Source organism: Pseudomonas sp. PDM14, from assembly GCF_014851905.1.
In the GTDB taxonomy this organism is placed as follows: domain Bacteria; phylum Pseudomonadota; class Gammaproteobacteria; order Pseudomonadales; family Pseudomonadaceae; genus Aquipseudomonas.
The window spans coordinates 733,495-759,114 of the sequence record NZ_JACVAQ010000001.1; the positions used below are offsets into that span (position 1 = coordinate 733,495).

The following is a 25,620-nucleotide window of genomic DNA, read 5'->3' on the forward strand; positions in this document are numbered from 1 at the left end:
GTGCGCCGGAAGGCAGGCCACGGCTCAGGCCTGCGGCTGTTTGCGAAAGCCCACGGCCAGGCGATTCCAGCAGTTGATGGCGGAAATCGCCATGGTCAGATCGACCTGTTCGCGCTCGCTGAACGCGGCACTGAGCTCGCCATACACCTCATCCGGCGCATGGGACTGCGCCAGCAGCGTCATCGCCTCGGTCCAGGCCAGCGCCGCGCGTTCACGGCGGCTGAAGAAGGGCGACTCGCGCCACACCGCCAGGGCATGCAGGTGGCGCTCGGCAACCCCGGCCAGGCGCGCGTCGGTGCTGTGCATGTCGGCGCAAAAGGCGCAGTGATTGAGCTGCGAGGCCCGTACCTTGACCAGCTCCAGCAGCGGTTTCTCCAGGCTCATGCTGCTCAGCGAGGCTTCCAGCAGCAGCATCCCGCGCAGTGCTTCGGGCGAGGCGGTGTAGTAATCCAGACGCGGCGGCATGAGGGTTTCCAGCATGGTTTGCAAACCACCACGCTACCCGCCTCACGCACGCGGCCCTATAGCCAATTCGCCGGTTTTTCCGGGGCCCAATCGGCGCCGATTGGTCGGGGGATTTACCGGCGAATTGGCTATTACCTTCGCGCTACCGCGCGCCTAACCTGCTCGACACCTGGCCCGCCCACGGCCATCGACAGGAGCCCTCCATGCGCATCGCCGCCTCCAACCATCTGCAGGTTCTCGCCGCACATGGCCGCAGCGAAGAACTCGGCCAGCACCTCAGCGCCATCGTCCACACCTTGCGCGATACCCCCGGCTGCCTGGCCTACGCCCTGCAGCGCAGCCCCAGCGACAGTCACCTGTGGCGCGTGCGCGGCGACTGGGATTCGAGCCAGTCGATGCAGACGCACTTCGCGCTGCCCGCCACCCAGGGCTTCGTCGACCTGCTCGGCAGCTGCCTGGTGGCGCGCCTCGACTTCGCCAGCCAGCCGGCGGACTGAGCCGCGACGGACGGCGCCTGCCCGGGTAAAACTTGTGCCGCACGCACACGGTCAATCAGCCTGACCGCAACGGAATGCCTGTTGTCTTTCTGGCGCGTCAGGCTGCGGAAGCCGAGCCGTGTCCGCCAACGAAGACCCATCGCCCCGGCTCCGTTCCGGGGCCGAGGACCGTTCCCATGCGCTGCACCCCCGCCCTCTCCCGGCTTGCCCTGCTGGGCCTGCCCTGCGTCTGCCTGCCCGTCCAGGCCCTCGACATCGTCGTCACCAAGACCACCGACAGCTACGACGGCAGCTGCAACAGCGACTGCTCGCTGCGCGACGCCGTGGTGCTGGCCAATGCCACGCCCGGCGCAGACCGCATCCTGCTCGGCAACGCCACTTTCAGCCTCAGCCTGCCGCCACCGGGCGGCGAAGAGGGTGAAACCTACGACGAGGACGCCAACCTCAACGGCGACCTCGACGTCAGCGACGCGCTGACCATCGTCGGCGTCGGCAACACCCGCAGCATGATCGACGCCAACCGCGTGGACCGCCTGTTCGAGGTACTGCCCGGCGCCAGCCTGCGCATCGAACGGGTCGGCCTGAGCAACGGCCGCCACTCCAAGGAGGGCGGCGCGATCCTCAACCACGGCCAGCTCACCCTGGTGCACACCCGTTTGCAGGGCAACACCGCGAGCTACGGCTTCAGCAGTGGCCAGGGCGGAGGCATCGCCAACTACGGCACGGCGCAGGTGCAGTCGAGCCAGTTCATCGGCAACTCCGCGAGCTTCGGCGACACCTCCAACGCCTGGGGCGGCGCGATCTACAACAAGGGCCAGCTGAACGTGCGCGACAGCCTGTTCAACCGCAACCAGGCCGGCGGCGACGACGTGCTCGGCAGCGGCGGCGCGGTGCACAACGTCGGCACCGCGGACATCGCCCGCAGCCTGTTCGTCGGCAACAGCAGCGACGGCCGCGGCGGCGCCATCAGCAACGAAGGCGGCGGCGTACTCAGCCTGGCCAACAGCACCGTCAGCGGCAATCGCAACAACGCCTACTTTCCCGCCGGCACCGTCGCCAACGGCGCCTTCTACCCGCCATCCGACGGCAGCCAGCGCATGACCCTGATCAACGTGACCATCGCCGACAACCAGGGCTTCGGCCTCGACAACCACGGCCAGCTGGTGGTGCGCAACAGCGTGATCGTCGGCAACTGGGATGACTCGGGCGAGATCGGCTTCAACTGCCAGACCAATGGCGACACCGCCAGCTTCGTCGCCCGCGGCCTGCTGCTCGGCAGCGGCGATGGCAACTGCACGGCCGAACAGACCGTGCCCAACAGCGACGCGTTGACCCGCGTGCTCTATCCGCTGGCCGACAACAACTCGGCGCTGCAGCTGCAAACCCACGCCCTGCGCCGTGGTAGCGCAGCGGTGGACAAGGCGGTCGGCAACTGCCCGGTGCAGGACCAGCGCGGCGCACAACGCCCGCGGGACGGCGATGGCGACGGCCTCGCCGTGTGCGACCTCGGCGCCTACGAGCGCTCGCGGCCCTGAGCCTGGAAACGGTGTCTGCCGAGCAGCGCGCTCAGGCCGGCTGTGGCAGACGCCCGTCGACCAGGAACAGCTCGAGCGGGAACTGGCGCGGCGTATCGGCCATCTGCGCCTGCTTGAAGGCGACATAGTCGGCGGTGGTCTCGCACAGCCAGGCCGTGAGGTTGCGTGGGCGCCGTTCGCTGAAGGCACTCGGCGCATACAGCGCGACATTCAGGCCCTGCAGCGGGCAGCGCGCGGAGGGAAACTCGAAGGCCTCCACGCCGGCTTCGCGCATGTCGCTCCCGAGCTGCTGGGTGACGCGGTAGTCGCTGCGATCGGTCAGCCTGGCGCGGTGCTCGGCGAACGGCGACAACTGCAGGTGGATGCCGCGCTCGACCTGGTAGCGCGCCTCGAACGACGAATGCTCGGAGAGAATGCGCCCGCTGGGCGGCGGCGTGGCCATGCCGTGCCAGAGCACGAAGCGGTAAAAGGCCGTCTCGGCCATCGCCGTGTCCAGGCGGCAGGCGGCGTAGAACAGGCTAGGTTCGTGGCGTCGACCGTAGCGCGAGCCCCAGCGCAACGGCGGGTAGCGAAACGGTGTGTGCAGCAAATAGTGCAGCGGCTCGTCGCTGCGCGGCAGCGGCGGTTTGCTCGACTCCAGCAGCTGTTCGAGCAGCGCCTGTTCTTCCAGGGTATCGACCAGCTTCAGCGTGGCCACCTGGCCCTGGCTTTCCACCAGACGCACCAGGCGCCCGCGCAACGGAGTGATCTGCTCCGCACCGGCGCAGGTCTGCCAGATATCCATGACGATGCTCGCTTGATTCAGTCCACAAACCGGTTCTCAGACCTTGCCGCGGATGGCGTCAAGGTACTCGACCACCCGCACCAGCCCTTGCACCTGCGCCATCTGCTCCAGCGGCACGCCGGCCAGATGACGGTTCTCGGTGCGCAGGAAATGGCGCATATCACCGAGGTTACCGCCAAACAGGGCGAACAACGCCCGGTAGGCGCGGATCAGCAACAGTGCCAGCTCGCCGGTCTTGCTCTGCGGACGTAGCCCACCTGTGTCGGACCAGCGGCTGATGGCGGAACGGTTGACGCCGACGATGCCGGCCAGCTCCTGCTGGGTCAGCCCGAGTTGCTCGCGGGTGTTGAGCAGGGCCTTGAGCAGCACCGCATCTGCCTGCACCTCGGGCTTGCTTAGCGCGCTCATGGCTCGCCTCCTGATGCCTGTTTAAAACAAACATAGCAAACAATGCGCTAAACAGACAAAAAAAATACCCTTTCAGCAGCTATACCACCTGCAGTGCGCCGTTACAGGACTGCTCAGGGGAATGCCCGGCGCTCAACAACTGGGCTTCTACCCGACAGAAATTGCCGATGTACTTGCCCTCCTCGGCGATCACCATACCCGCCTGGCCGTGTGCCGGCTGCCACGAGTTCTGGTGCAGCGCCACCTGCACGGCCAGCAACTGCAGGGGCGGGCGTGGCAAGGCGTTGTCATTGGCAATCACGCGCTGGAAGACACTGGGCAGTTTCGGCTGACTGGCACCCGAGGGCTTGCTCAGTTCCGCCAGCACGTCATCGGCCAGACGCAGCTCGCCCAGCTGGTTGTTGCTCAGGTACAGGCGCCCCCTGCTCTTCAACTTCAGATCGGCCAGACGCTTGAGCACATCGCGATTGAGCATGTCGCTGCTCACCGATTCGCCATAGACGGAAATGCGCCCACTGATTTCGCTGTCATTCAAACGGATGTCACCCTGAGCGTCGGCCAACAGCAAGGCGAAGCCCGGCTGTTTCAACGGCCCACCCGTGACGTTCGGCTGACCGGCACGCAGCCGCAGGCTGCTGAGTGCCACCTGAGCGCACGCCTGGATCTGCAGCAGGCTCGCGCCGGGCTCGCTCAAGCCCTCGATGCGCATGTCACGCAGGTCCAACAGGTCGATGCCGCGCAGGCCGATCACGCAGGGCACGCTGTCCTCGCAAACGATGTCGAAATCACGCAGGCTCACCGCGGCGAACTTGCTCAACGCGAACGCCCGGGCCTTGATCCGCAAGCGGCTGGCCGGTCCCGCGCCGTGCACCATCAGGTTGGTTTCGTTGGCGCCCTCGACTACCAGCTCATCCAGGACGTGATCCCCCGGCAGTAGGCACAGGCAGATATCGCGCTCGCCCTTTTTCAACAGCATCTGTAGCGCGCGGTCGAGGGTCGGAAACTCGCCATCCTTGCCCACCGAGATGCAGCAGCCACCCTGGTGATTGCGCTGGCACAGCGAATCCAGCGCGGCCTGCACGGTGCTGATGCCGGCGGCCTTCATGTCGGCGCACTTGGTCGGGTCGTAGGCCACCTGGCTGGCGATGGCCAGGCGCGCAGAGAAGTGGATTTCGTTGAAGCGCCCCACTGCCGGCGCGCCGCCCTGCAGCAGTTCGGCAGTGCAGGTCTGGTCCAGCTCGGCGACCGCGCTGCTGAGGAACCAGTCCACGCTGGCGATGCCGTCATCATTGGTGCTGGCAACCGCCGTCAGCGTACCGTTCTGCAGCAGTCCCTTCGGTGCGGTGAAGCGCACCTCGGCCCCCACCACCGGGAACTGGCCGTTGTACACCGCCACCTGCACTGGCGAAGGCAGCTTGACCCGAACGGAGCCCGACGGATTAGGCATGACCTGCTGCCCATCGCCACCGACGTAATGCAGGTTAGTCAGCTCGGTGAGTGCCGGAAACTTCGCCCGACAGTCGCTGCTGCGCGTCCAGTTGCCCGCCTGGCAGTCAAGCAATGCCAGACGGGTGAAGGCCCGTAGCACGCCCTGCGGCGCGACGAACTGTGGCTTGCCAGCGGCCTGCGGCCACTCGATACCGGCGGTGGCGGTACGCGCCGGAATGGTCCAGAAATCGCCGACGCGAAAGGAGCCGGCAAGAAAGCGCACCTCGACACCATCCTCCAGTTCGGCCCAGCCGACATTGGCACTGACGTTGGCGTTGACGGTTTCCAGCAGCGCCACGCCATCCCAGCGTCGCACCCGCGGATTGTGCGCAAACAATCCCGCGGTGAGAGACTCGGTGGCATTGTCGAGATCAAGGGTGACGCGATTGCCCTCGGTCTTGAGCACCGGCACCAGCGGACCACTGCGCCCGGTCTGTTCGTGTTCGTCATTGAAGATCTCCAGCCAGCAGCCAGCGCTGATGCCCAGGTAAGCATCGCGACCGATACTGGCGACCTCGATCTCGTCGGCCGCTGGGTCGTTCAGCCAGCCGGTCAGGCGCGTGACGATGGCACCGTTGTCGCGCGACCACTTGTAGCGCCGCTTGGCGGGCGCCACGCCGTCTTCATGGATCTCCACCCGGTACAGCTGGTTTTCCAGGCGCTGATAGCCCGCCTCCGGCGTCAGCAGGCAGGGGTCCTTGGGCGGTGTACCCGGCTCGGCTCGCGCGGCCAGCTTGCCCGTGGGCGCGTCGACGAGAGTCTTCCAGGCAGCGATATCGGACAGGCAGTTGATGGCCTCCCCCACGGTACCAACCTTGAGCAGCTTGATCTGCCACACCAGTTGGTCACGCGTGGCGCTATCCGGCCCACCGAGGGCAACCTCGCGGATCAGCCCGTCCTCCAGGGCACTGACATGACGCAGCCAGGCTTCCAGGTACGCCAGATAACGACCGTTTTCCGGGGCTTGCGCCACACCGTTGTCGTAGACCCGGATGGCCGCCTGCTCGACAGCGGCGGCGGGTGGCAACGCCAGCAGGCTGCTGCCAGGTGCCAGCACCGGCGAGATGCGCCCATGCAGATCGGGCTGTCCCTGTTCCTCCGCCAGCCCGGCTCGCTTGCCGACCAGCTTGCAGGCTGTCGGGTTGTCGCAGAGCAGGCCGCCGACGTACAGGTGGCCGGCGGACACATCGATGTTCTGGCCGTTGCCCGTCAGCAGGAACCCTGGCGTGGTGATGGGTACACCACTGGCGCCAATGCTGTCGCGGGCCTCGGTTTCGATCCGGCGATTGAGGATGTCCTGCTGTTCGTTCCAGTCGGCATCCAGCTGAACCCGACCCTGCTGCATGCGCACACTGCGGTAGTGCTTGCCGGGCTGGTCGGTGGAACGGGAAAGATCGGCTTTCATGGTGGTCGTCCTGGTCTTGAAGTCGGCGTTGTTCAGTTGACGAAAATCACCCCGGCCTCCAGGCCGAAGCGCAGGTATTCATCCAGCGCCTGGCGCAGGTTGGCTTCGCGCTGCGGTTGCTGCAGCAGGTTCCACACCCCCATCTCGGCGCCATCCTCGGCACCGGTGCGGATATCCAGCGCGGTCGACAGGCGCAGCTGCGCATAGGCCGGGTGGCCGAAGGTGGTGGAGGTGAACGTGGGCGTCACACGGATGCGCGCCAGTCTGGCGGCGGCCGTCGACTGACCCTCGGTGACCAGATCGGGCAGGCAGCGATAGCGCCGCGGCGTCTTCGAGCCTTCCGGCACGTAGCTGAAGCGCACGCAGCCCTGCTGCCGCCGGGTGATGTTCAACGGCTCGTTGAACAGGCTGTTGCTGGCGTGCAAGGCGCCGCTGCGGGTGCTGCCGAAGACCGTGCAGCAGTCCAGGCCGAGCGTCGTATCCGGCAGGGACAGCGCCTCGCCATCGCCGTTGTCGAACACGCAGTAGCGTGCACTGACCTCAGCCAGCGCGCCCTCGCTGCGTAGCGGGCCGCACAGGCAATGGGTCAGGTTGATGCTCAGGGTGCGGCCGCGAGCCTTGTCCTCGTGGTGGATACCGCCACGCGCCGGCACCAGGCTGCAGTGGCGCAGCGCCACCTCGCGCAGGTCGCCCTGCAGGCGCAACTTGCCGTCCAGCAACAGGCCCGAGAGGGTGATCCGGGTGTCGCCGTTGCCGCCGATCAGCAGGTCGCCGATCAGCACCGGACGGCGCTGGTTGGCGGCCTCGATGGCCAGTTCGGTGTCAGGCAGATCGAGGGACACGCTGAGCACTTCGCTGCTGTCGCCCTGCAGGCGGATCAGCACGCGGCTGCCGGGCACCACGGCTTGCAAGGCCTGGTTCAGGTCGGGGAAATCCTGCGGCACACGCAGCAGCGTGTAGCCCGCCGGATCGAGCAAACCCTGGCGCGCATCGTCTTCGGCGCTCACCGGGCGGCGGTCATAGGGGCCGCCACCGACATCACCGGGGAAGCCGTAGGCCCAGCTCACCTCGACCTTCTGCACCGTCACGCCGGCCGGCAGCCTGATACGCCCGAGCAGCGGATCGATGCCCACCAGCGGGGTGTCCGAACCCGGCGCGGGAAACACCACGGCGGCGCCACCGCTGCTCGGTTTGACCGACAGCTGCGCCGGCATCGGGCGCCAGGCCGGCGGGTTCACGTTGGGGATTTCCGCGAGGTTGCACACCACCAGGTGCGCCGCCGGCACCTGCAGGCCATCCAGCCAGATACGCAACACCGGGTCGTACTCGCCCGGCTTGGCGGCGAAGTACAGCAGCTCGGGCGTACCGCCATCGGCCAGGGTCTGACGCAACCCCGTCAGCTCGTCATGCAGCACGCGACGCGACAGCGGCTCGGGCACGTTGATCGGCTGCGCCAGGCGGGTCACTTCGCTCTCACTGCGCGGCCGGTTGAACAGCATGCCGTCGTGCAACAGCGGATCGTCGACGAAGCTGCGGCCCAGTGCATCGACGCTGTAGCAGCCCGGCATGCCGGCGATGGCACGCGCCTGGCTGCGCTGCAACGGATAGGCCTGCAGGCGCCAGACGTAGAGACCGACATTGGCGATGTTGTAGCGCCCGGCCGACGGCCGGCGTACTTCGGCGGTATGGGCGCTGCTGTCGAACGGGCCATCGATGCGTTCCAGCCGCGCAGCCTGGCGCAGATCAGGGGTTCGCAGGCTGTGCGGGCGCAGGTGATTGACCTGCTGGGTGGTGCCGAGCAGTTCGAAGAACTCCACCGCCCGCGCCCGCCAGCCGCTGCTGTCGAAGGCCAGTTGTTCCAGCACCGGCACCGTGCCCTTGCGCCGGCGCAGGCGCAGGGTGTTGGCCACCAGCGCGCGCTGGCCGAAGCTCTGCGTGCCACTCACCGCGTACAACCCGCGCACGCCAAGCAGGTCGCCGATGTAGGGGATCAGCCAGTCGTCGCAGGTCTCGATGAACCAGTTGTCGTAGAGCCGCTCGATATCCGCCTCGAGCACGGCACCCTGGGCGGCGATGACTTCCAGCAACGCCTGCAGCGGGCCACCGAGTTGTTCGTCTCGCTCGCGGTAGAACGCCGGCAGGCGCGCGAACAGGTAATCGGCGTCGATGCTCACTGGCTCAGCTCCTCGATCTGCACATCGGCCATGTCGATCAGCAGCAGCTGCGCCGGCTCGATCCGCCCGTTGTCCCAGCGCGCCCCACGCGCCCGCAGGCGACCGTCGGGGCCGGCGACGCTGCGGGTGCTCAAGCCGTCGTGCAGGCGCAAACGGTCGAGATCGACACGTTCCACACCCGGCACGCGCTGCATCACCGCCACCACCTCGCTGCCGCTGAGCGACTGGCCGTAACCACGCGCGGCAAATCCGAACGCGGCGGTCAGGGCCGCGCGCACCTCGGCCAGTACCGTTTCGCCGAGATAATCGGGATGCACCCGCAGCTTGGCGCGGACACCGAAGCCCAGGCGCACGCCGGCCTCCAGACGCAGCGGCTGGTGCGTCGGGCGCACCTGGTCGATGGCCGCCGCCAGGTTGCGGTAGAGGGTCGAGTCGAGGCGGATGTCCTCGCCATCCAGCCCGATCACCGTCAGGTGCACCAGACGCCCTTCGCCATTCCACAACCACACGGCCTGAGCCTTGCCGATGCCGGCGAACGCCGCGGCGAAATCCTCGAAGTCGCGCAGGGAGACGATCCGCTCCAGCGCCAGCACGGTCAGCGGTGCGTTGTGCCGTGCCTGGTCGCGGCCCTCCGGGTCGGCCCCGCCACTGGCCGCCACCGGGTTGATCACTTCCTTGAGGCCCAGCGGGCGGTTGAGCAGCAGGCTGATGCTCCCCGCCGCCACGTTGCCCGCCGCGCCGATTCCCACGCGATAGCGCGCCTCGACATTCATCTGCCCACTGGGCAGGCGCCTGCCGTGCTGGCCATCGCCGAACTGCACGGTGACCGCGCCATCGTCGGCGCGACGCAGCAGGTAGGCGCTGGCGTCTGCGGCCAGGGCGCTGATGCGCGGCGCCTCGTGCCAGCGCACGCCATCCACGCGCACCTCCAGGGTGCTGGCGGTGCCGGTCGGCGTGGTGGCGGAAACGTAGGTGAGCGGCTTCTGCCGCAGCAGGAAGCGCTGGAAGGCGCGGCTGCCGTCGCCACTGCCGAGCACTTCCGCCTGGATCTGCATCTGCCGGCTGTCGCCGTGGCTGGCCGGAGCGACATTGGCATTAATGCGCAGGGTCAGAGGCAAGTAGCTGTGGATCAGCGCCTCTTCCAGTTCCAGGCGAGTGAGGCCGTCGATACCGTCGTTGCGGCGGATGCGTACCACCTCGGCGACGCCGAGCAGGCTGACGACGAAACGCGCGCCATCGGTGAAGGTGATGCGCGCATGCTGGGCATCGCGTTCGATTTCCAGCGCAGCCAGGTGGTCGCCATCGCGCAGGCGTTTGCGGGCCTTGCGGTTGTCGCGCGTATCCGCCACGGTCAGGCCGCTGAGCGCCAGCCAACGGCCCGCCTTCAGCTCCGGCTGCAGGCTGGCCAGATGCAGCAGGTTGCCCTCCACCAGCCCCGAGCGCGGCCGCGTGGCCCAGGGCAGCTCCACCGACTCGCCGTACACCGCCGTGTCGCGCAGGCGATCATCGAATTTCTCAGTCAGGTTCTCGCCACGGATGCTCAGGCGTGTGGCCTTGCCGCCGAGGGTGAACGCGGCGCGCCCGTCCTCGGCATTCGCCAGCACCTGATAGACCTCCTCGTAGTCCGGGTTGGACAGCACCAGCCAGCTGCCCGCCACCAGCTTCGGGTAGCTGCCGTCGAGATGGATCGCATAGTCGCTGCCCGAGCCACTGCCGGACACACCGCTAATGCTGAAATTGGGCCACTGTCCATTGCCGCTGCCGGTGATCGGTACGGCGGTGTTGTCCGGCTTTTCCAGGAACACCGCGCGCAGGCTCTGCGGCATCGCATGCCAGTTGGGTGCCGCCTGGCCGAACAGCGCGACCTTGCTGCGCAGGGCATAGCAGCGCGGGTTGAGCCGGCTGGGCTGCACCGGTGGTGCCACCGAGCCGAATGGCCGATCGAGGGTCACCACGGTGTAGCCGGCCTGCGGGTCGGCCGAAGGTTCGCTGGGCGCGACCAGTTGCAACCGACGCACCCGGCGAAAATCCCAGTTCTCGTTGCCGGGCTGTTTCTGCCGCTCCTCACCGACGATCAACAACGCATCACCGGGTTGCAGCTGCGTGGCCTGGCCGCGGAGGTACAGCGTGCGGCCGCCCCAGTACGGCAGTACCCTATCCTGGTTGACCACCTGCAGCGCATTCCACGCGGCCCGCGCGTGCAGCGGTTCGAGGGTTTCGAAGACCTGCGCCTGCTCATCCTGCGCTGGCACGCTCTGGCTCTTGTGCCCGGCATCGATGAAGGTAGCAGCCGGCGCCCCCGGCGCGGTTTCCAGGGTGAAGGCCAGGTAGGTCGAAGCCGCCACCCCAGGCCGCAGCTCGTAGCCGATGGCCCGCCCCAGTTCGAGCACCGAGCGGCGTTCGGTGGCGGTGCGCAGAAAGCCTTCGTTGATCACGCGTTCCTGGTAGAAGCTGAGCACGTCGAGCACGCCGGACCAGGCATCGAGCAACGCCAGTGCCGGGTCATCGGCATCGCGCGTGGTCAGCGCCTGCAACGCCGGCCTGGCAGCCAGCGCGGCGAGCTGGGTTTCGCGAAAGCGCGCATGGCTGCCAACGCGATAGCGCAACGCATCCTGGCCCGGTGGGTTGCTGCCATCCACCGGGGTCAGCGCCTTGATTCCGCTGCAGCAGCCGCAATCGCTGGTTGTCATGGCCGTTCCTCGCTGTTCACAGGCCACCGCGCAGGGTCAGCTGCAGGCGGCCGTTCTCGGGAAAATTGGGGTCGTTGTCCAGGCGCAGCACTTCCAGCACGCCGACCTTGAGCAGGCCTTCCTGGCGCTCGCCGTTGGCGACCTTGCCCCAGCGCTGGAAGCGCTTCACTTCCAGGGAGGCGACACCGGTGACCGACTGCGCCGCCTCGATCAGGCGTGACAACGCCAGGGGCTGGCCGAAGCTGAAATGGTCGGGGTGGAAGAAGCCGCGCTGGCCCAGTTCGTCCTGGCCGCTGCCCAGGCGTTCGAGCAGCGCCCGCTTGACCGCTGCGGCGAAGTAACCGGGCAACACGCAGACCACCAGCTCCACATCCAGCGGCACGTAGAGCGGCTCGCTGAGGTCGAGGTCATAGCCGGCCAGGCGATAGCGCTCCAGGTGCAGGCGCATCTCGTTGCGGAACGCGTCGTCCAGCGGCAGGCCGCCACGGCGGTCGAGGCTGATGTACATGCTGTACCAGCTACCGGTCCAACGCAGGCGCGCGGCGGCCCGCTGCACCTGCGGATGCAGCTCGGCCACCCGGGCGTAATCCGCTTCGGTGACCGCGCGTTCCTGGTTGCGGAACGCTTCCGGCGCGTACAGCTTGATCGCGTCGCTGCTCTCCGCCTCGGCGCCACCGACCGCGGCCAGCGGGTTGCTCAGCGACTCGATGAAAGGAGCGATCGCCACGTCCGTGCAGACCATGCGGCAGATGCTCTGCGCACCGACGTTGCCCTGGCTACCACCACCCTGGCGGTAGCTCGCCAGCAGATGGCTGCCCGGCTCGGGACGCCGGCCGAAGCGGTTGTCGCCGAAGCGCAGGTAGACCATGCCGTCGGCTTCGGTCTCGACCACGAACTCGCGGGCGAAACGGTCGCTGCCGAGCAGATCGCGGCGCGGCAGCCACGGCGTCGCCTCCTCGTCGGCCTGGTAACCGGCCTGTTGCGGATCATCCTCGATCAATTCCAGATTGGCCGGCAGCGCCTGCCGCGGGTCCTGCCGCAGGCTGCGCTGCGCCGACCAGTTCTGCGCCAGCGCCGTGGCGTGGCGGTAGGGCTCGGCATGGGCGATGCCCGGCTCGCGCAGACGCGGGCGAAACCGCTCGGCACTGGTCTGCGCCGGCTGCAGGGGCTCCAGCAGGCGACTAAGGCCATGATCGGCGAGCAGCACGTTGCCCCGCGCCACGGCGATTTCGCGCACCTCGGTGTCGCCACCCAATTCGAATTCGGCGCTGACGCAGAGCATGAACGGCAATGCGTCCTCGCTGTGCCAACGCACCAGGCGCAGCGCCGTGCCGGTCAGCGGGTCGAAGCCTGGCGTCACACTCAGCAGGCGCACCGCATGGCGATGGCGGCGGTCGGCATCCGCGGCCCGGCCGGTAGTCGGGCTGAGCACTTCCTCGAAGACCAGCAGCATGCCCGGAGTGAGCTTGAGCTCGGCATCCTCGACCAGCGCGGCGGCGGTCTCGCCCTTGCCCAGGCAGAACCCGGGATCGCCCCAGTGATGAATGCGGATACGGTTGTGCGCGGACTGCAGGCGCAGGTCATGCAGGCTCTCGAAGACCTGGGTTTCGCCATCCGGCAGGCTGTCCAGCACGCCGCGCGCCAGCACCGGGCCCGCCTCGCGACCGCGGGTGAGCAACGGCGTGCGCGCCGCCAGCACCTGCCCATCGGCACCCGCAAGGACGTTCAGGTGCACGTACACGCGGGCGTTGCAGCCGTCGTGGATCGGGTAGTCGAGCAAGCGTGCATGGCGGCGCAGCGATACCCGCCGCCGCGCCGTGCCCAGGTAGGCCTCGGTGGCCACGGCGTCCTGCTGGTAACTGAGCTGGTCGCCGACATGGGCGAGCATCTCCACCAGCGCCACGCTGAAATCCGCCGGATGACGCTGGCGGAAGGCGGGAATCAGCTGGCCCATGCGGTCGAGCATCAGGCGGCGAAAACTGCCGTAGTCCTTGCTCAGGTAGTCGAGCTGCGGCTCATCGAACTGCGCGGGCGGGCAGCTGTGTTCCTCGGCGCAGTCGAACTCGGACGGGCACTGCGCCTTGAAGCTGAAGCGCACGCTGGACAGGCACGGGTCGAAGCCGGCCGGTACGCTGTCCGGGTCGGCGGGGTCGATCAGCTCGAACTGGTACCAGGAGAAATCGCCGGCCTGGGACACCTTGAGGTTGAGGCGATTGGCCGCGATGCTGATGCTGTCGATGCCGATCCCGGTGATGCGCACACCGCCACTGATGCGGCAATTGGCCTTGGTGATGCCGCTCAGCGGGTGGACGAACACCACGCGCAGGCTGCGCTGGTCGCTGGAAGTCACCTCCAGGTAGTCGATGCCGTTGAGCGTGGGCGGGTCGAGCTGGCGCAGCAGGTTGACGCGGTGCGGCTTGTCGGAGCGGAACTGGCGTTTCATCCCAGCCTCCGCTCGAAACTGGCCAGCTGCCGCTCGCGGTCGCGCCGGACGATGTACTGCACGGTCACCTGCAGGCGCGCGTCGAGGTTGTCGACGCGCACCTCCTCGACCTCGATCAGCTCGCCGAGCCACTGCTGCAGCGAGCCTTGCACGGTCATCTGCAGGGCCGCGGACAGGGCATCGCTGTTCGGCGCGAACACCAGCTGCAGCAGGCCGCAGCCGAAGTCCGGGCGGTTGACCCGCTCGCCCGGCACGGTGAACAGCACCTGCTCGATCATGTCGCGGATATGCGCATCACCGTCGACCTCGGCGCTGCGCCCACGCGAGTCGATGCGAAAGGGAAAGTCGAGGGCCATGTCAGACTCCGGAAACCCGCACCTGGGTGACGCTGACCATCATCGGCGTCCCCGTCGGCGCACAGATGCTGGTACTCGACTGCAGCAGCACCGGTTGCCCGCCGGCGAACACCCGCGTGGCACCGACCAGCCATTGCCCGGTGACGCACGGGCCGTTGCCGGCACTCGGTGGCGGCATGCTGCAGCCGGCGATCAGGTACGGCGCGGCAAGGGTGGTGACCGGCTGGCCGGACAGCGTCACCCGCGCAAACGGTGCGGTCGGTGTGGCCTGGCCGCCGTGGCTGCACATCACCGTGGCACCGAGGTGCAACAGAAAACCTGGCATGTGGAATCCCTCCCCTGTTCATCCTGCGCACGTGCAGGAGTCCGCTGAAAACGCCCGCTCAAATCACCGTCAGCGCGCCCTGGTTGATGTTCACCGCCGGGCCGTTGAGCATGATCGTGGCGCCCTGGCCGTTGCTGATGGTGATACCGACCTCGTTGATCGAGATCAGCGCCCCGCTGGTGCTCTTGAGCAGAATCCCGCCGGTAGGGCCGGGCAGATCGGAGAGCATCAGGGTGTTCTGGCTACCGGTCTGCAGGACGATGCTCGGTGACACCGGCAAGCCGGCCAGGGCCAGTGCCGGTACCTCGGCGGCACTGCCCCAGAAGCCGCCGACCCAGATCGGGTAATCCTGATCGCCCTGCTCGAACTCGACCCATACTCCAGCGCCGATCTGCGGCACCATGAACGCGCCGCTCTGCTTGCCGGCAATCGGCACGCAGGGCATGGCCCAGCTGGAGATGCCGATGCCCAGCACGTCCGGCACCTGCACCTGCACGCGCCCCATCTGCATCGGGTCGACGTTGTTCAGCACCGCGCCGCGGTACTTGCCGTAAAACTTGCCGTCGCTCATACCGGAACCCTCGGTAAGGTGGAAATCAGGCCGTTGCGGGTCAAGGTGAAGTTCTGCTTGAACTCGCCCGCCTTGAGGCTGCTGCTGACGGTCTTGACGTAGTACAGGCCGTCGAACGCCGGCCCCGCGCCACGCACGCCGACCAGTTGGCGTGCCTTGAGCACGTTGCCGTAGCGCAGCACGTCCACCGCTCCGGTGGCGGTGACCACATCGGCGGAGTTGGCCGCGGCAGCCAGGCCCTTGGACAGGGCGGCCATGGGCGAGAGCTTGGCGGTATCCTTCATCAGGTTGATCGACTTGGGCAATGGCGGCAGCAGGCCCAGCGGCGGGTTGGCCAGGCTGATATCGGGAATCGGCAGAGGAATCGGAAACTTGGTCAGCTGGTTCTGGATGAACACGATGGGCAGCGCCGCCTTGCTGTTGTCCACCGAGAACGACAGCGACTCGACATTGCTGTGCGCATCCATGCCCAGGTTGAGCGCCGGCTGCGGCACACCGAGCTTGATCTCCGGCCCCCAGTAGGCGGTGTTCATGCCTGGCAGCGGGCCGGGCTCGACGTAGAACACATGGCCGGCGTCCTTGGCCAGCTTCTGCACGTAGGCCAGGTCCGTGCCCTCGTGGGTGGGGATCTTGTCCACCGGGATCGGCACGTCGGTGAAGATCTGCGGGATCACCAGGGGGATCATGCCGAACATTGCGTACTTGGCGACGATCAGCGCCACCCGCGCCGCCGCTGGCATCGCCGGATAGGGAATGCCGTTGAAATCCTGCTGGTCCATGGCCACCGACAGGTCCTCGCCGGTGATGGTCAGCACGCTCTGCCCCGGCTCGTTGGAACCGCTGACTTCCTGCTTGGTGATCAGCCCATCCATCATTACGGTGGGCATGCTGTTGATGGTCACCACCACCATCACCCGCAGCCACGGCACCTGCCCGCCCGCCAGCACCAGCAGGGTGTGCAGCGGCGAGTTGTTCTGCAGCGCGAAGGCGATCTGGAAACCGCTGCGCGTGCTGCTCGCCGAAGTCACCTGCACGCTCTGCAGGGCGTCCATCACCACCTTCGGCACGGGCACCGGCAACCCCGGCCCGACCAGCAGCGACAGGTGCATGCCCTTAAGCATCGTCGAGCCCTGCCATGCCTTCGGGCAGGGTCAGGCGAATGCGCCGCCCCACCTCTTCCAGCTCGCTCGGGCTGAGGCTGCCGTTGGCATCGGGCAGGCGCCAGAACTGCTCCGGGTCGCCGAGCACGTCGGCGGCCATGCGGTCGATGCGGTCGCCCTCGTTGATGCGGTACTCCTGCAGGGTGACGAAGCGCGCCGGATCGGGCACGAAACGCCGCCGCAGGAACACCAGGCGCCGGCCATCCGGGCCGGTCATCTCGGCGGTCTCGCTGCCGTGGTAACGGCTGTTGGGCGGAAAGCGATCAATGCTCATGACGGTACTCCTTGAAAATCGCTGCCACAAACGGCAGCGCACTCATCAAAACAGGCCACTCAGGCCGAGGCTGGCCAGGGTCGAGCTGGATGCCCTGGCCGCCAGGCGCTCGCGGCTCTGGTGGTAGACCATGTACAGATGGCCGCCCTTGTCGGCGAAGCCGAGGTCGTTGACGTTGAGCACGCGCATGCTCAGCGAGATGCGCGCGCGAATCGGGTTGAGGTTGGCGTCGAAGGCCTCCTCGGTGATCGAGAAATCGCTGATGCGCACCGGCACCACCCGCGACTGGCTCCAGACGAACAGCGGCAGCGGCGCCTGCATCGGGACGATTTCCAAGGTGCCGGCATTGGCCAGCTGGTTGTTGCGGATCAGCGCGGCGCTGTCCGGGTAGACGATGGTTTCCAGCGCCGCGAGCTGCGGATGGATACCGACCTCGACGGCGCTGCGGTGCTGGTCGGGAAACTCCAGCTGGTCGGTGGCATCCAGCTCAGCCTCGAGCTTGATGGTTTCGATCGGCGGACCCTTGAGCCGCAGCGGCTCGCTGAGCGCCGCACTGCCACCGACACTCTGCGGCTGCAGGCTGCGCGTCAGCAGGTCGGGGTTGTACTGCAGGGCGATCACCCGCTGCACCGCGCCACTGGCCGGGTCGATGAGGATGATGCCGCCCTTGAGTACCTTCGGCGTATTGCTGAACCCGCTCATGCCTCGCGCTCCTTGGGTTGGGTCTGGCTGAACAGGCTGCCGAGCATCTTCGACGGGTCGAGGCTGAGCGAGGCGGGTTCGGGTTTGATGTCGGCCAGCTTGGGCATGCGAAAGCCGTCGACGCTGTCGTAGTGCAGCGGCATGCGCACGCCCAGGTTGAGACCGGTCGGAAAGGTGCCGCCGAGCAGGTCCCAGGACTTCTCGGTGCGCACCGAAAACACCGAGAAGCCGGCTTCTGCGTAGATTCGCGCGCGCAGCACCGCCTCCAGCTCCAGGCTGCCGCCGATATAGGCCTCGGCGTCGACGGCGAACTTGTCCTTGCTGTAGGCGATCTCCGCGCCCAGCTCGGCCTTGCCGTTGAGTTTGGCGCCGAGGGTGACGTTGAGGCCGCCGCCGACCTCCGCCACCAGCGCGTCGATGGCCAGGTCCGCGCCGAGCTTGCCGCTGATGCCACCACCGGCCGGGATGCTGGCCTTGGCCTTGAGGTTGAAGCTGAAATCCGGATCGGGCTCGAACGGGCTGAACTTGACCGTCGCCTTGACCCCGGTGAGCACGCCGGGGCCGACGTAGTAGAAGTAGCCCAGGCTGCCCCACAGTTTGACCTTGAGCCCCACCGGGCCGATCGACGCACCGGGGATCGGGATGCTCCCGGAGGCCTTGAACAGGGTGTGTTCTTCCTGTTTCTCGGGGAAGCGCTTGAACAGCTGGATATCGGGAAAACTCAGTTCGCCGTCGAAGGTGATCTTCTGGTTCTCGTCCACCGTGATGCCGGCGCTGGCGACCAAGTCCTTCTTGATTTCATAGGACAGCTTGCCCTTGCCGGTGATCTTCTCGTTGGGGTGCAGGGTGACGACGATGTTGCCCTTGGCCTTGCCCTTCTCGATCTTGATGTCGCCGGTACCGTAGATCTTCTCCTTGCCGGCACGATTCTCGTAGGTCGCGTCCAGCGTGCCGTCGAGCCCGGAGAAGGCGAAGCCGGCCTTACCCTCGGCCTTGAACAGGTCGCCGTCGTAGTACAGCTTGGCCTCGATGGGCTTGAGGTACGGGCTCTTCACCTTGATCTTGCCGCGCCCGGTGAAGATCCATTTGTTCTGGCTGTAGCTGAGCTTGATCTGCCCTTCGTTCTCGCCGGGCAGGGCCAGGTCCAGGGTGCCGCTGGCGCCGAGCTTGCCCTTCTGGATGTTGACCTCGACCGAACCGGATTTGACGTAGGGGATCTTGCCCGCCATCTGCCCGGACTCGATGTGTGCCGAGGCCGACCACTCGCCGCCCTGGTAACGCACCTCGCCCTTGGCTTCGTCGACACCGGGAAGGAATACCCACAGGTCGCCGTCCAGCTTCAACCCGCTGGCATCGGCACTGGCCTTGACCACGCCCTTGGCGACCGGCTTGGCGGCCGGGCCGATGTCGAAGGCCAGCGTGCCGACAGGCTTGAACTCCGGCGCCAGCTCCAGGGCCAGTTCGGCCTTGGTGAAGTTCAAGCCCGGGAATGGCGGCTTCATCTTGGCCGGGTCGATGTTCTTGGTGACCTTGAACGACGGCCCGTCGACCGCCACGTCAAGGGTCGGCAGGAATGGCAGGCTGGGCTTGAGCGTGCCCGTGGCGATCAGCCCCTGCGGGCCAACCTCGAGGGACGTCAGCTTGCCCGGGCTGAGCTTGGAGAAGTCGAACGGCACGCCCAGCTTGCCGGCCTTGGCCAGGTCCGCATTGCCGCTCTTGTCGATGGCAACGAACTGCTTGGACTTGCTGCCACCGTGGGCCTTGGACGACAGGTTCAGCGCCACCGTGTCGAGGCGGAAGAACAGTTTGTCCGGCACCTTGCCGTTGGTGCGGCCGATGCGCTCGAACACTATGCCCTTCACGCCCCAGGCGAACTGGCTGTTCTCGGCCACGGCCGAGGCTTCCAGGTCGACCTCCTTGCTGTTGTCGACCGGCAGCTTCAGGGTGACGTTGCGCCCGCCCAGGGTCATCGCGAAATCCGCTGTCGGCACCACGGCCTTGGCCAACGGCGTGGCCTGGTCGAAGGCCTGCCCGACCGCCAGGCAGGCATCGGCCTTCGGTGCCCCGGCCAGTTCGGTGCGGGCAAAGCTCAGCTCCACTACGTCGGGTTCCGGCGTGGCCCGGCTCGGCGCATCGTCGAGAGCCGCGGCTGCCATCGCCACCAGTTGCTGCGACAGCAGGTTGCCACTGGCGCCGTTGTTGCTCTTGGTCAGCAGCTGCAGGTTCTTGCCGTCATTGGTGCCGCCGACTTGCAGTTCCTGGATGTGGTCGACCTCGCAGGGCGCGGACTCGGCCTTCAGCTGCGGAAACGCCGCCGCTCCACCCGCGGCCTGCCATTCGCTATCGGCGCTGGCCAGCTCGCGCTTGCGCTCGGCGAGCCAGGTCCGGCGCAGCTTGTCGGTGGCGTCGCGCTCGATGTTGCCCTGCGGGATCGGCTTACTCTTGGGTCCCTGGAACTTGACCTTGAGCTTCTTCACGTCGGCATAGAACGGCTTGGCCTGCCCGCCCTTTTCCGGCGGGATGCGCAGCACGTCGAACTCATAGAACGCCGTGTTGCCGGTAACCTTCTTGAAGGTCAGCAAGTTGGCGGCGCTCTCGATGGTCAGCGAAATCGTCTTGGCCGGGTTCTTCTTGCGATAGCCCTTGGTTTCCATGGTCGCGGGAACCGGCGTGGTGGCCGAGCGCTGCAGGCTCGGGCCGGAACGGCTGAGGCCGTTGCCGGCGAGGCGCTCGCCGGCCATCACCCGCTCGGCGGCGAAATCCGCCTCGCGCTCCATGCGCTGGTAGTCCGGGCCCTGGTCCGCCAGGTTGCTCACCCCGGCGCGCTGCAGCCCCTGCTGCTGCACCGTGTGCGCCAGCTCATGGGCGAGCAGATGACGCCCACTGTCGCTGTGCGGCTGGTACTGGCCATCAGCAAAGACGATGTTCTGTCCGACGGTGTAGGCATGCGCATCGACCTCGCGGGCCGACGCTGCCGCGGCGCTATCATCGTGCACGCGCACCGCGGCGAAGTCGCTGCCGAAGCGCTCTTCCATGAAGCTGCGGGTGTCCGCATCCAGCGGCCGACCGGGCTGCGCCAGGGTATCGCTGACCGAGTCCGGCGTGCCCTGCAGGGGCTGCGTGTCGCCATGGGCGTGGCGTTGCAGCGTCTGTTTGGCGGCGCAGGTGTCGCACTCGCCGGCACCACCGGCGCTGGCCCCGCAGGCGCATTTGCGCTGCAACAACAGGTTGCGTGCCGCGGCCTTGGAGGCAGGCGGCTCGCGTTCGGCCTGGGCGGTAACGGCGCGTTCGGCCATGGCTCAGTCCTGCAACCGTTCGGCGATCAACCGCGCCAGGCGCCGCCCGGTCAGCTCCGGGCGCTCGCCCGCTGTCCGGCGAAAGCGCGGAATCTGCAGCTGATCGGCCTGAAAACCCTGAGCCGGCAGCGCTTGCAGGCTCAGCAGGCGGCCCAGCTCGCGCTCGAAGGAGCCGGCCAGCCGTGCCCCATCGCGCGCCGAATAACCGGGCAGCGCCAGGCTGCCGATATGCAGCGACAACGACGGCGCGGCGGGGCTGATGACAGCGCTCATGCCCAATCCCCCACGTCGCTGGCCGGCAGCTGTTTCTCCAGCTTGGCGAATTCGGCCTCGGCGGCGATGCGCAGGTGGCGCATGGCGATGGCACTGTCCTCGTCGGCGGCGATGAAAGCGGCGTTGAGCGCCAGGTTGCGAATGTGCCCGCCGGACAACGACAGCCGCGCCAGCTTGGCCACATCCAGCGCCTCCAGCGGGGTGGCCCGGGGAAACACCCGCGCCCAGATCGCGCCGCGCGCCTCGGCGTCGGGAAACGGGAACTGCACGATGAAGCGCAAGCGGCGCTGGAACGCGGTGTCGATGGCCTGCTTGAAGTTGCTGGTAAGGATCGCCAGGCCGCGGTAGGTCTCGATGCGCTGCAGCAGGTAGCTGACTTCCAGGTTGGCGTAGCGGTCGTGGCTGTCGCGCACCTCGCTGCGCTTGCCGAACAGCGCGTCGGCTTCGTCGAACAGCAGGATCGCACCGCTGCGTTCGGCCACGGCAAACAGCCGCGCGAGGTTCTTTTCCGTCTCGCCGATGAACTTGCTGACCACCGACGCCAGGTCGATGCGGTACAGGTCGAGCTGCAGCTCGTTGGCCAGCACCTCGGCGGCCAGGGTCTTGCCCGTGCCGCTGCCACCGGCGAACAGGGCGCTGATACCCAGGCCGCGCGCCGAGCGCTCGGCAAAGCCCCATTCGCGGTACACGCGGGTGCGCTGGCGGACCTGGGCAGCGATGGTGCGCAGGGTTGCCAGTGCCGCCTCCGGCAGGATCAGGTCATCCCAGCTGGCGCGGGCATCGACACGTTCAGCGAGCTGTTCCAGGTCGCGGCGCGCCTCCAGGCGACAAGCCTGCCAGAGCTGTGCGGCGTCGGCCGGGGACGTGCCACGCCAGCCCTGGGCGATGCGCGCGATGGCACCGGCGGACAACTGGAACTGCTCGGCGATGCTACCCAGGCGCCCATTCAATGCTGCGCCCTGCTCGCCCAGCTCCGCCTGCCAGAGCAGCAGGCGGCTGTCCGCATCGCCGCCGCGCCAGACCACGCGCCACTGAGCGCGCCGCAGGTTCAGCGAGCCTTCGCCGGTTACCAGGATCAATCCCTGCAAGCCATCGAGGAACTCGGCCAGGTGTTGCGCCTGCGCCGGCTCCGGGCGCTCGATCTCGACCCAGAGCAGCGCACCGCGCAACAGCGCTTCGCGCTCCCAGAGGCGCACCAGTTGCTCTCGCTCCTGTTGCTGCTCCGGCAAATGCCGCCCCTGCATGCGGTACAGGCGCAACTCCAGCTGTGCCGCCAGGGCCTTGGCGAAGGCCTCGCCGTCGCCCTCCTCGAAGCGTGCGATGGCCGCGGCAGCAAGGTTGGGCGCACGTTGCCAGTGCGCGGCCAGGCGGGCGATATCCTCGTCGAAGCCCTCGCCGGCCACGCTTTCCTGAAGCCGGAACCAGGGTTCCAGGCGCGGATCGGGATAGGTCAGCCCGGCCACCTGGTGCAGGATGCTTTCATCCACCACCAGCCGTGCCGCCAGCGGCCCGCCACTGCCCGAGAGCTCCAGCAGGTGCCAGCGGCGCAGGCGACCGACCGGCGTGACGGCGGCCCAGTCGGCATCCGGCAGCAGCGCCAGCGCCAGGTCGAAACTCAGCCAGGGCTTGTTCGCATCGCCCTGGGCCTCGGCCAGCAGCTGGCGAAAACGCGCATCCAGCTCCACGGCTACCGCCAGCAGCAGCACGTCCTGCTCGAAACGATTGAGGCCCAGGCGCTCAGCCAGGTTGGCCAATGCTGGCGGCGCCTGCAGGTAGGTGCCCAGCGGAGTCGGCTGGCCAGCGAGGGCCTGCGTGATGAAGTCGGCGAAAGCATCCAGTGCCACGCCGAGCAGCTGCCGGTTGGCCGCCACATCCCGACGCGCACTCACAGGGTCACCTCGGGGCCGTCGAAGCGGCCATTGGCACCGAGTACCAGCGGACTGGTGCCGGCATCCACCTGCACCCGCGCCAGGTAGCTGCCCTGGGCGACATTGCGAAACTCGACATTGACTTCGATGGCGCTGTCCGCCGGTGCGACGATGCCGTTGCCGTCGTTGGCGGTGAAGCTGTAGACCCGCGCCGCGCGATTGGCCGGCGGGTTCTTCTCGTTGAGCAGCAGGCGGACGCGCTGGCGACTGCCGATCCGTGGTGCGCAACTGATCCTGATCGCCCCCGAGCGGTAGGTGATGCCCTCGACCACCTGGCTGGTCGCACCTGGCAACAGGGTGAAACCGGCCTGCGGGTTGAGCACGAAGGCCGCCAGGTTGGACTCCTGGCCACCGTGGGCCTGCGCCGGCGAGCCCATCAGTTGCGGATGCACCACCTGCAAGGTGCACACCCCGGCGCGCAGGCTGGCGGGAATACCGGGTGGATCAGGCAGGGAAAAATCGAAGGTCAGCTCGTCCTGCGCCAGCTGTTCGATGGCACTGGAAAACTCCTCGCCATTGATCAGCAGGCTCAGCGGGCGAGCCTTGAGGTTGGCGCCGCTGACGCGTACCGAGCCATTGGCCACGATCGGCTCGCCCGCCGCGACCGCGGACTCGACACGATCCAGTCGCGGTGCGCGCAACGGCACCACGTAGAGGTTGCGCGCACGCACCGGCAGCGGCGTGCGCTGGCTCTTCTGCGACTGCAGCAGAACCACGCTGACCAGGTAGGCCGCACTGGGGCGCGCCGGCGTCTGCATGGCCGACCAGATGCGCGACACCTCATCGGTGGTGTGGTTGAGCGGGGTGATGCGCAGTTGCTCGATCTGGTCGGCCAACCCGGCCAGCTCCAGTTCCTTGGGCAGGTTGCTCTTGCCGGGCCCAGGCTTCAGCGCCTGGCGGATCGCGTCGCGGCCCAGGCCCGGCGTGTCATGCAGAATCTGCATGGCGGCGCCAAGCATGATCTCGGCATGAAAATCCTTGACCCCGTAGGCCGACAACAGGAAGTGCAGGTCCAGCGCCAGCGCCGGATTGCTCAGGCGTTCGCCACGGCCATCGCGGCTCGGCAGGTCGAGGTTGGCCCAGCCGGGATTGCGCGTCTGGTTGTAGAGGAAGAGGTTCAGCTGGCTGTCACCGGCATCGGCAGCGATGCGCTCGGGCGGCACGCAGGTGACGTTGAGCGTGGTGGCGCTGAGCACGTCTTCGAGCTTGAGTGCGGTAAACCCGTTCTGCAGCAGTTGCTGCAACACCGCGGCGGTGGCGGCGATCCCCAGTGCACTGCTCATCGACGCCCTCCTCGCCCCGGCTCGGCGGCAGAACGCTCCTGCAGGTAGGCATCCAGGCTCTGCGCCGGTGCGGGCTTGGCCGGCGCTTCGCGGTGCGGCGCCGCGGCCGGCTCCAGTGGCAGCACTTCGATGCGGCCGATGCTGATCTCGACCCGCGGCGCCGGCGCGCCCGGCACATCACGCAGCGCTTGAGCCGGCGCCGGGCTCAACGCTGCCGCCGGGCTCGGCAAGGCCGGCACACCCTCCACGCGCAAACGTTCGACACGTTGTTCGATCACTTCGCGGCTCAGCTCGTGATGCTCCAGGCGTTCATGCTGTACCTGCAGAACCGGGGCTGGTGGCTCGCTCGCAATCCGTGCACTCACCTGCACCGCAGGCTGTGGCGCAATGACCCTCGGTGCGGGGTTGCCTGGCGCCTCCAGCGCAAGCGGTCTCGCCGGCACGTGCGGCAACGCCGGCTCGGCCAACTGCGGCAACGGTCGTGGCTCGGCGGCGATGTGCGGCAACGGCAGAACCGGGCTGACCGGCACCACCGATTCGGCCAGCGGAATGGGTGTCGGTGCGCTGGCGGCAAGCGGTGCAACCGTCGGTGCCGCCAGCAGCGAGGCCATGGTTGCAGGTACCGGCTGGCTCGCGCCGAGTGGCGCTTCGGCCGGAATGTCCTGCGCCGGCAGGGCCGGCACTGCGCTGTCGCTCTCGAAACGGGACGGCAGGCGCGGGTGAATCGCCGCAGGCTGCAAGGCACGCTGGCTGAGCAAGGCGAAGAAGTCGTTCATGCCAGCACCCGGCTCAGGTAGTGCGCCCGGCGCATCGGGCTCAGGGCGAGGATCTGCGCCTCGCTCCAGCCGTAGGCATGGGCCAGCAGATGCACCTGATCCAGTTGCCGCTCGGCCCAGTGACCGAGGCGTTCGAGGAGAAAGGCGCCGATGTCGAACAGCTCCGGCCATTGCGTATTGCAGGCCGGGCAGCTCAGCAGCAGTTCGGTCACAGCCTGCGGATCGGCCGCGCTCATGGCCTCGGCCAGTTGTTCGAGCAGTTCCGCTGGCAATGCCGGGGCCTGCAGCTCTTCATCGGCGCGCGACGCCCGCTCGATACAGCGCTGCAACAGCAGGCTGCGCGCCTGAGCCTCACCGCCGGCCTGTGCCAGCGCAGCGAGGTCGCGGCTGTCCGGCAGGCGATAGCGCACCTGCACGTCCTGCCACTGCAGTTGCAGTTCATCGGCAGGCATCGGTACGGCGAGGCGCAATGCGCGGCAATCGAGGTTCAGCTCCAGGCGCTCTCCGCAGCACTGGCAGCTCGCGGTCGCCTGCAGCTCGGGGCCGAACAGGGCGGCGTACAGGTCGAGCAGGCTGGCGTCGCGCTGGCCCAGCGGCAAACACTCTGCCGCCGCCTGTCCATTGGCCAGCAGTGGCGCCAACAAGGCGCACGGGCGCAAGGCCGGCGGCAGGCTGTGGCTGTGCTCCCAGGTCGCGAGCCAGGTAGCAGCGTCGAGTGTGGCCAATATCTGCTCTCCGTGCGGATGGCGCCAGGCGCCCTAACCGCCCCGTCACTGATGTGCGGGGA

21 protein-coding genes are annotated in these 25,620 nt (G+C 67.7%); 2 read left to right on the top strand and 19 right to left on the bottom strand.

Annotation, left to right across the window (positions count from 1 at the left end; translation table 11 throughout):
• Positions 1-24: 24 nt before the first annotated feature.
• Positions 25-465, bottom strand: coding sequence for a carboxymuconolactone decarboxylase family protein (locus IB229_RS03425; protein WP_192329221.1), 441 nt, complete (start codon positions 463-465; stop codon positions 25-27).
• Positions 466-668: 203 nt separating this feature from the next.
• Between IB229_RS03425 and IB229_RS03430 the strand changes: the two genes are divergently transcribed.
• Together IB229_RS03430 and IB229_RS03435 are read left to right on the top strand one after the other, a co-directional pair.
• Complete coding sequence (locus tag IB229_RS03430) at positions 669-962, top strand: putative quinol monooxygenase (protein WP_192324967.1); 294 nt, start codon at positions 669-671, stop codon at positions 960-962.
• A 176-nt stretch (positions 963-1,138) separates the two neighbouring features.
• The gene (locus IB229_RS03435) at positions 1,139-2,497 is read left to right on the top strand and encodes a CSLREA domain-containing protein (protein ID WP_192324969.1); all 1,359 of its coding nucleotides are present in this window, start codon (positions 1,139-1,141) and stop codon (positions 2,495-2,497) included.
• Positions 2,498-2,528: 31 nt separating this feature from the next.
• Here IB229_RS03435 and IB229_RS03440 read toward each other — a convergent pair whose 3' ends face one another.
• The 18 genes from IB229_RS03440 to IB229_RS03525 all read right to left on the bottom strand — a co-directional run bounded on the left by IB229_RS03440 (position 2,529) and on the right by IB229_RS03525 (position 25,558).
• On the bottom strand, positions 2,529-3,281 hold the full coding sequence (locus IB229_RS03440) for an RES family NAD+ phosphorylase (RefSeq protein WP_192324971.1): 753 nt from the start codon (positions 3,279-3,281) through the stop codon (positions 2,529-2,531).
• 36 nt (positions 3,282-3,317) lie between these two features.
• On the bottom strand, positions 3,318-3,689 hold the full coding sequence (locus IB229_RS03445) for an antitoxin Xre/MbcA/ParS toxin-binding domain-containing protein (protein WP_192324973.1): 372 nt from the start codon (positions 3,687-3,689) through the stop codon (positions 3,318-3,320).
• A gap of 79 nt (positions 3,690-3,768) precedes the next feature.
• Positions 3,769-6,582 carry an Ig-like domain-containing protein gene (locus IB229_RS03450; RefSeq protein WP_192324976.1) on the bottom strand — a complete coding sequence of 938 codons (2,814 nt, stop codon included), beginning with the start codon at positions 6,580-6,582 and terminating at the stop codon, positions 3,769-3,771.
• A 32-nt stretch (positions 6,583-6,614) separates the two neighbouring features.
• Positions 6,615-8,756 carry a hypothetical protein gene (locus IB229_RS03455; RefSeq protein ID WP_192324978.1) on the bottom strand — a complete coding sequence of 714 codons (2,142 nt, stop codon included), beginning with the start codon at positions 8,754-8,756 and terminating at the stop codon, positions 6,615-6,617.
• Positions 8,753-11,446 (bottom strand): putative baseplate assembly protein, encoded by a 2,694-nt coding sequence (locus IB229_RS03460; protein ID WP_192324980.1) that lies wholly within the window; start codon positions 11,444-11,446, stop codon positions 8,753-8,755. The genes IB229_RS03455 and IB229_RS03460 overlap by 4 nt, the downstream gene beginning before the upstream one ends.
• Before the next feature lie 16 nt (positions 11,447-11,462).
• Positions 11,463-13,889, bottom strand: a complete 2,427-nt coding sequence (locus IB229_RS03465) for a putative baseplate assembly protein (protein ID WP_192324982.1) — start codon at positions 13,887-13,889, stop codon at positions 11,463-11,465.
• Entirely contained in the window at positions 13,886-14,245 is a 360-nt protein-coding gene (locus IB229_RS03470; protein WP_192324984.1) for a GPW/gp25 family protein, read from the bottom strand. The genes IB229_RS03465 and IB229_RS03470 overlap by 4 nt, the downstream gene beginning before the upstream one ends.
• 1 nt (position 14,246) lies before the next feature.
• Positions 14,247-14,570, bottom strand: a complete 324-nt coding sequence (locus IB229_RS03475) for a hypothetical protein (protein ID WP_192324986.1) — start codon at positions 14,568-14,570, stop codon at positions 14,247-14,249.
• Positions 14,571-14,628: 58 nt separating this feature from the next.
• Positions 14,629-15,141: a phage baseplate assembly protein V gene (locus IB229_RS03480; protein WP_192324988.1), complete on the bottom strand. Its 513-nt coding sequence runs from the start codon at positions 15,139-15,141 to the stop codon at positions 14,629-14,631.
• Positions 15,138-16,250, bottom strand: coding sequence for a hypothetical protein (locus tag IB229_RS03485; protein WP_225578905.1), 1,113 nt, complete (start codon positions 16,248-16,250; stop codon positions 15,138-15,140). The genes IB229_RS03480 and IB229_RS03485 overlap by 4 nt, the downstream gene beginning before the upstream one ends.
• Positions 16,251-16,254: 4 nt before the next feature.
• Positions 16,255-16,575, bottom strand: a complete 321-nt coding sequence (locus IB229_RS03490; RefSeq protein ID WP_192324993.1) for a LysM domain-containing protein — start codon at positions 16,573-16,575, stop codon at positions 16,255-16,257.
• 45 nt (positions 16,576-16,620) lie between these two features.
• Positions 16,621-17,277 carry a hypothetical protein gene (locus IB229_RS03495; RefSeq protein WP_192324995.1) on the bottom strand — a complete coding sequence of 219 codons (657 nt, stop codon included), beginning with the start codon at positions 17,275-17,277 and terminating at the stop codon, positions 16,621-16,623.
• On the bottom strand, positions 17,274-20,573 hold the full coding sequence (locus IB229_RS03500) for a DUF4157 domain-containing protein (protein ID WP_192324997.1): 3,300 nt from the start codon (positions 20,571-20,573) through the stop codon (positions 17,274-17,276). Before IB229_RS03500 ends, IB229_RS03495 begins: the two co-directional genes overlap by 4 nt.
• Before the next feature lie 3 nt (positions 20,574-20,576).
• Positions 20,577-20,846 carry a hypothetical protein gene (locus IB229_RS03505; RefSeq protein ID WP_192324999.1) on the bottom strand — a complete coding sequence of 90 codons (270 nt, stop codon included), beginning with the start codon at positions 20,844-20,846 and terminating at the stop codon, positions 20,577-20,579.
• On the bottom strand, positions 20,843-22,735 hold the full coding sequence (locus IB229_RS03510; protein WP_192325001.1) for an AAA family ATPase: 1,893 nt from the start codon (positions 22,733-22,735) through the stop codon (positions 20,843-20,845). Before IB229_RS03510 ends, IB229_RS03505 begins: the two co-directional genes overlap by 4 nt.
• Complete coding sequence (locus IB229_RS03515) at positions 22,732-24,057, bottom strand: DUF4255 domain-containing protein (RefSeq protein WP_192325003.1); 1,326 nt, start codon at positions 24,055-24,057, stop codon at positions 22,732-22,734. The genes IB229_RS03510 and IB229_RS03515 overlap by 4 nt, the downstream gene beginning before the upstream one ends.
• A complete protein-coding gene (locus IB229_RS03520) occupies positions 24,054-24,833 on the bottom strand; it encodes a hypothetical protein (RefSeq protein WP_192325005.1) in 780 nt (259 codons plus the stop codon). The genes IB229_RS03515 and IB229_RS03520 overlap by 4 nt, the downstream gene beginning before the upstream one ends.
• Positions 24,830-25,558, bottom strand: coding sequence for a hypothetical protein (locus IB229_RS03525; protein ID WP_192325007.1), 729 nt, complete (start codon positions 25,556-25,558; stop codon positions 24,830-24,832). Before IB229_RS03525 ends, IB229_RS03520 begins: the two co-directional genes overlap by 4 nt.
• Positions 25,559-25,620 lie beyond the last annotated feature (62 nt).

What these genes read in the sequence shown, in the direction of transcription:
- IB229_RS03480 (WP_192324988.1), bottom strand. Translation starts at nt 15,141, where the DNA reads ATGAGCGACGGCAAGTTTTACGGCAAGTACCGCGGCGCGGTGCTGAAC.
- IB229_RS03465 (WP_192324982.1), bottom strand. Translation starts at nt 13,889, where the DNA reads ATGAAACGCCAGTTCCGCTCCGACAAGCCGCACCGCGTCAACCTGCTG.
- IB229_RS03520 (WP_192325005.1), bottom strand. Translation starts at nt 24,833, where the DNA reads ATGAACGACTTCTTCGCCTTGCTCAGCCAGCGTGCCTTGCAGCCTGCG.
- IB229_RS03425 (WP_192329221.1), bottom strand. Translation starts at nt 465, where the DNA reads ATGCCGCCGCGTCTGGATTACTACACCGCCTCGCCCGAAGCACTGCGC.
- IB229_RS03490 (WP_192324993.1), bottom strand. Translation starts at nt 16,575, where the DNA reads ATGAGCATTGATCGCTTTCCGCCCAACAGCCGTTACCACGGCAGCGAG.
- IB229_RS03515 (WP_192325003.1), bottom strand. Translation starts at nt 24,057, where the DNA reads ATGAGCAGTGCACTGGGGATCGCCGCCACCGCCGCGGTGTTGCAGCAA.
- IB229_RS03460 (WP_192324980.1), bottom strand. Translation starts at nt 11,446, where the DNA reads ATGACAACCAGCGATTGCGGCTGCTGCAGCGGAATCAAGGCGCTGACC.
- IB229_RS03450 (WP_192324976.1), bottom strand. Translation starts at nt 6,582, where the DNA reads ATGAAAGCCGATCTTTCCCGTTCCACCGACCAGCCCGGCAAGCACTAC.
- IB229_RS03435 (WP_192324969.1), top strand. Translation starts at nt 1,139, where the DNA reads ATGCGCTGCACCCCCGCCCTCTCCCGGCTTGCCCTGCTGGGCCTGCCC.
- IB229_RS03475 (WP_192324986.1), bottom strand. Translation starts at nt 14,570, where the DNA reads ATGCCAGGTTTTCTGTTGCACCTCGGTGCCACGGTGATGTGCAGCCAC.
- IB229_RS03440 (WP_192324971.1), bottom strand. Translation starts at nt 3,281, where the DNA reads ATGGATATCTGGCAGACCTGCGCCGGTGCGGAGCAGATCACTCCGTTG.
- IB229_RS03430 (WP_192324967.1), top strand. Translation starts at nt 669, where the DNA reads ATGCGCATCGCCGCCTCCAACCATCTGCAGGTTCTCGCCGCACATGGC.
- IB229_RS03500 (WP_192324997.1), bottom strand. Translation starts at nt 20,573, where the DNA reads ATGGCCGAACGCGCCGTTACCGCCCAGGCCGAACGCGAGCCGCCTGCC.
- IB229_RS03495 (WP_192324995.1), bottom strand. Translation starts at nt 17,277, where the DNA reads ATGAGCGGGTTCAGCAATACGCCGAAGGTACTCAAGGGCGGCATCATC.
- IB229_RS03470 (WP_192324984.1), bottom strand. Translation starts at nt 14,245, where the DNA reads ATGGCCCTCGACTTTCCCTTTCGCATCGACTCGCGTGGGCGCAGCGCC.
- IB229_RS03505 (WP_192324999.1), bottom strand. Translation starts at nt 20,846, where the DNA reads ATGAGCGCTGTCATCAGCCCCGCCGCGCCGTCGTTGTCGCTGCATATC.
- IB229_RS03445 (WP_192324973.1), bottom strand. Translation starts at nt 3,689, where the DNA reads ATGAGCGCGCTAAGCAAGCCCGAGGTGCAGGCAGATGCGGTGCTGCTC.
- IB229_RS03485 (WP_225578905.1), bottom strand. Translation starts at nt 16,250, where the DNA reads ATGCACCTGTCGCTGCTGGTCGGGCCGGGGTTGCCGGTGCCCGTGCCG.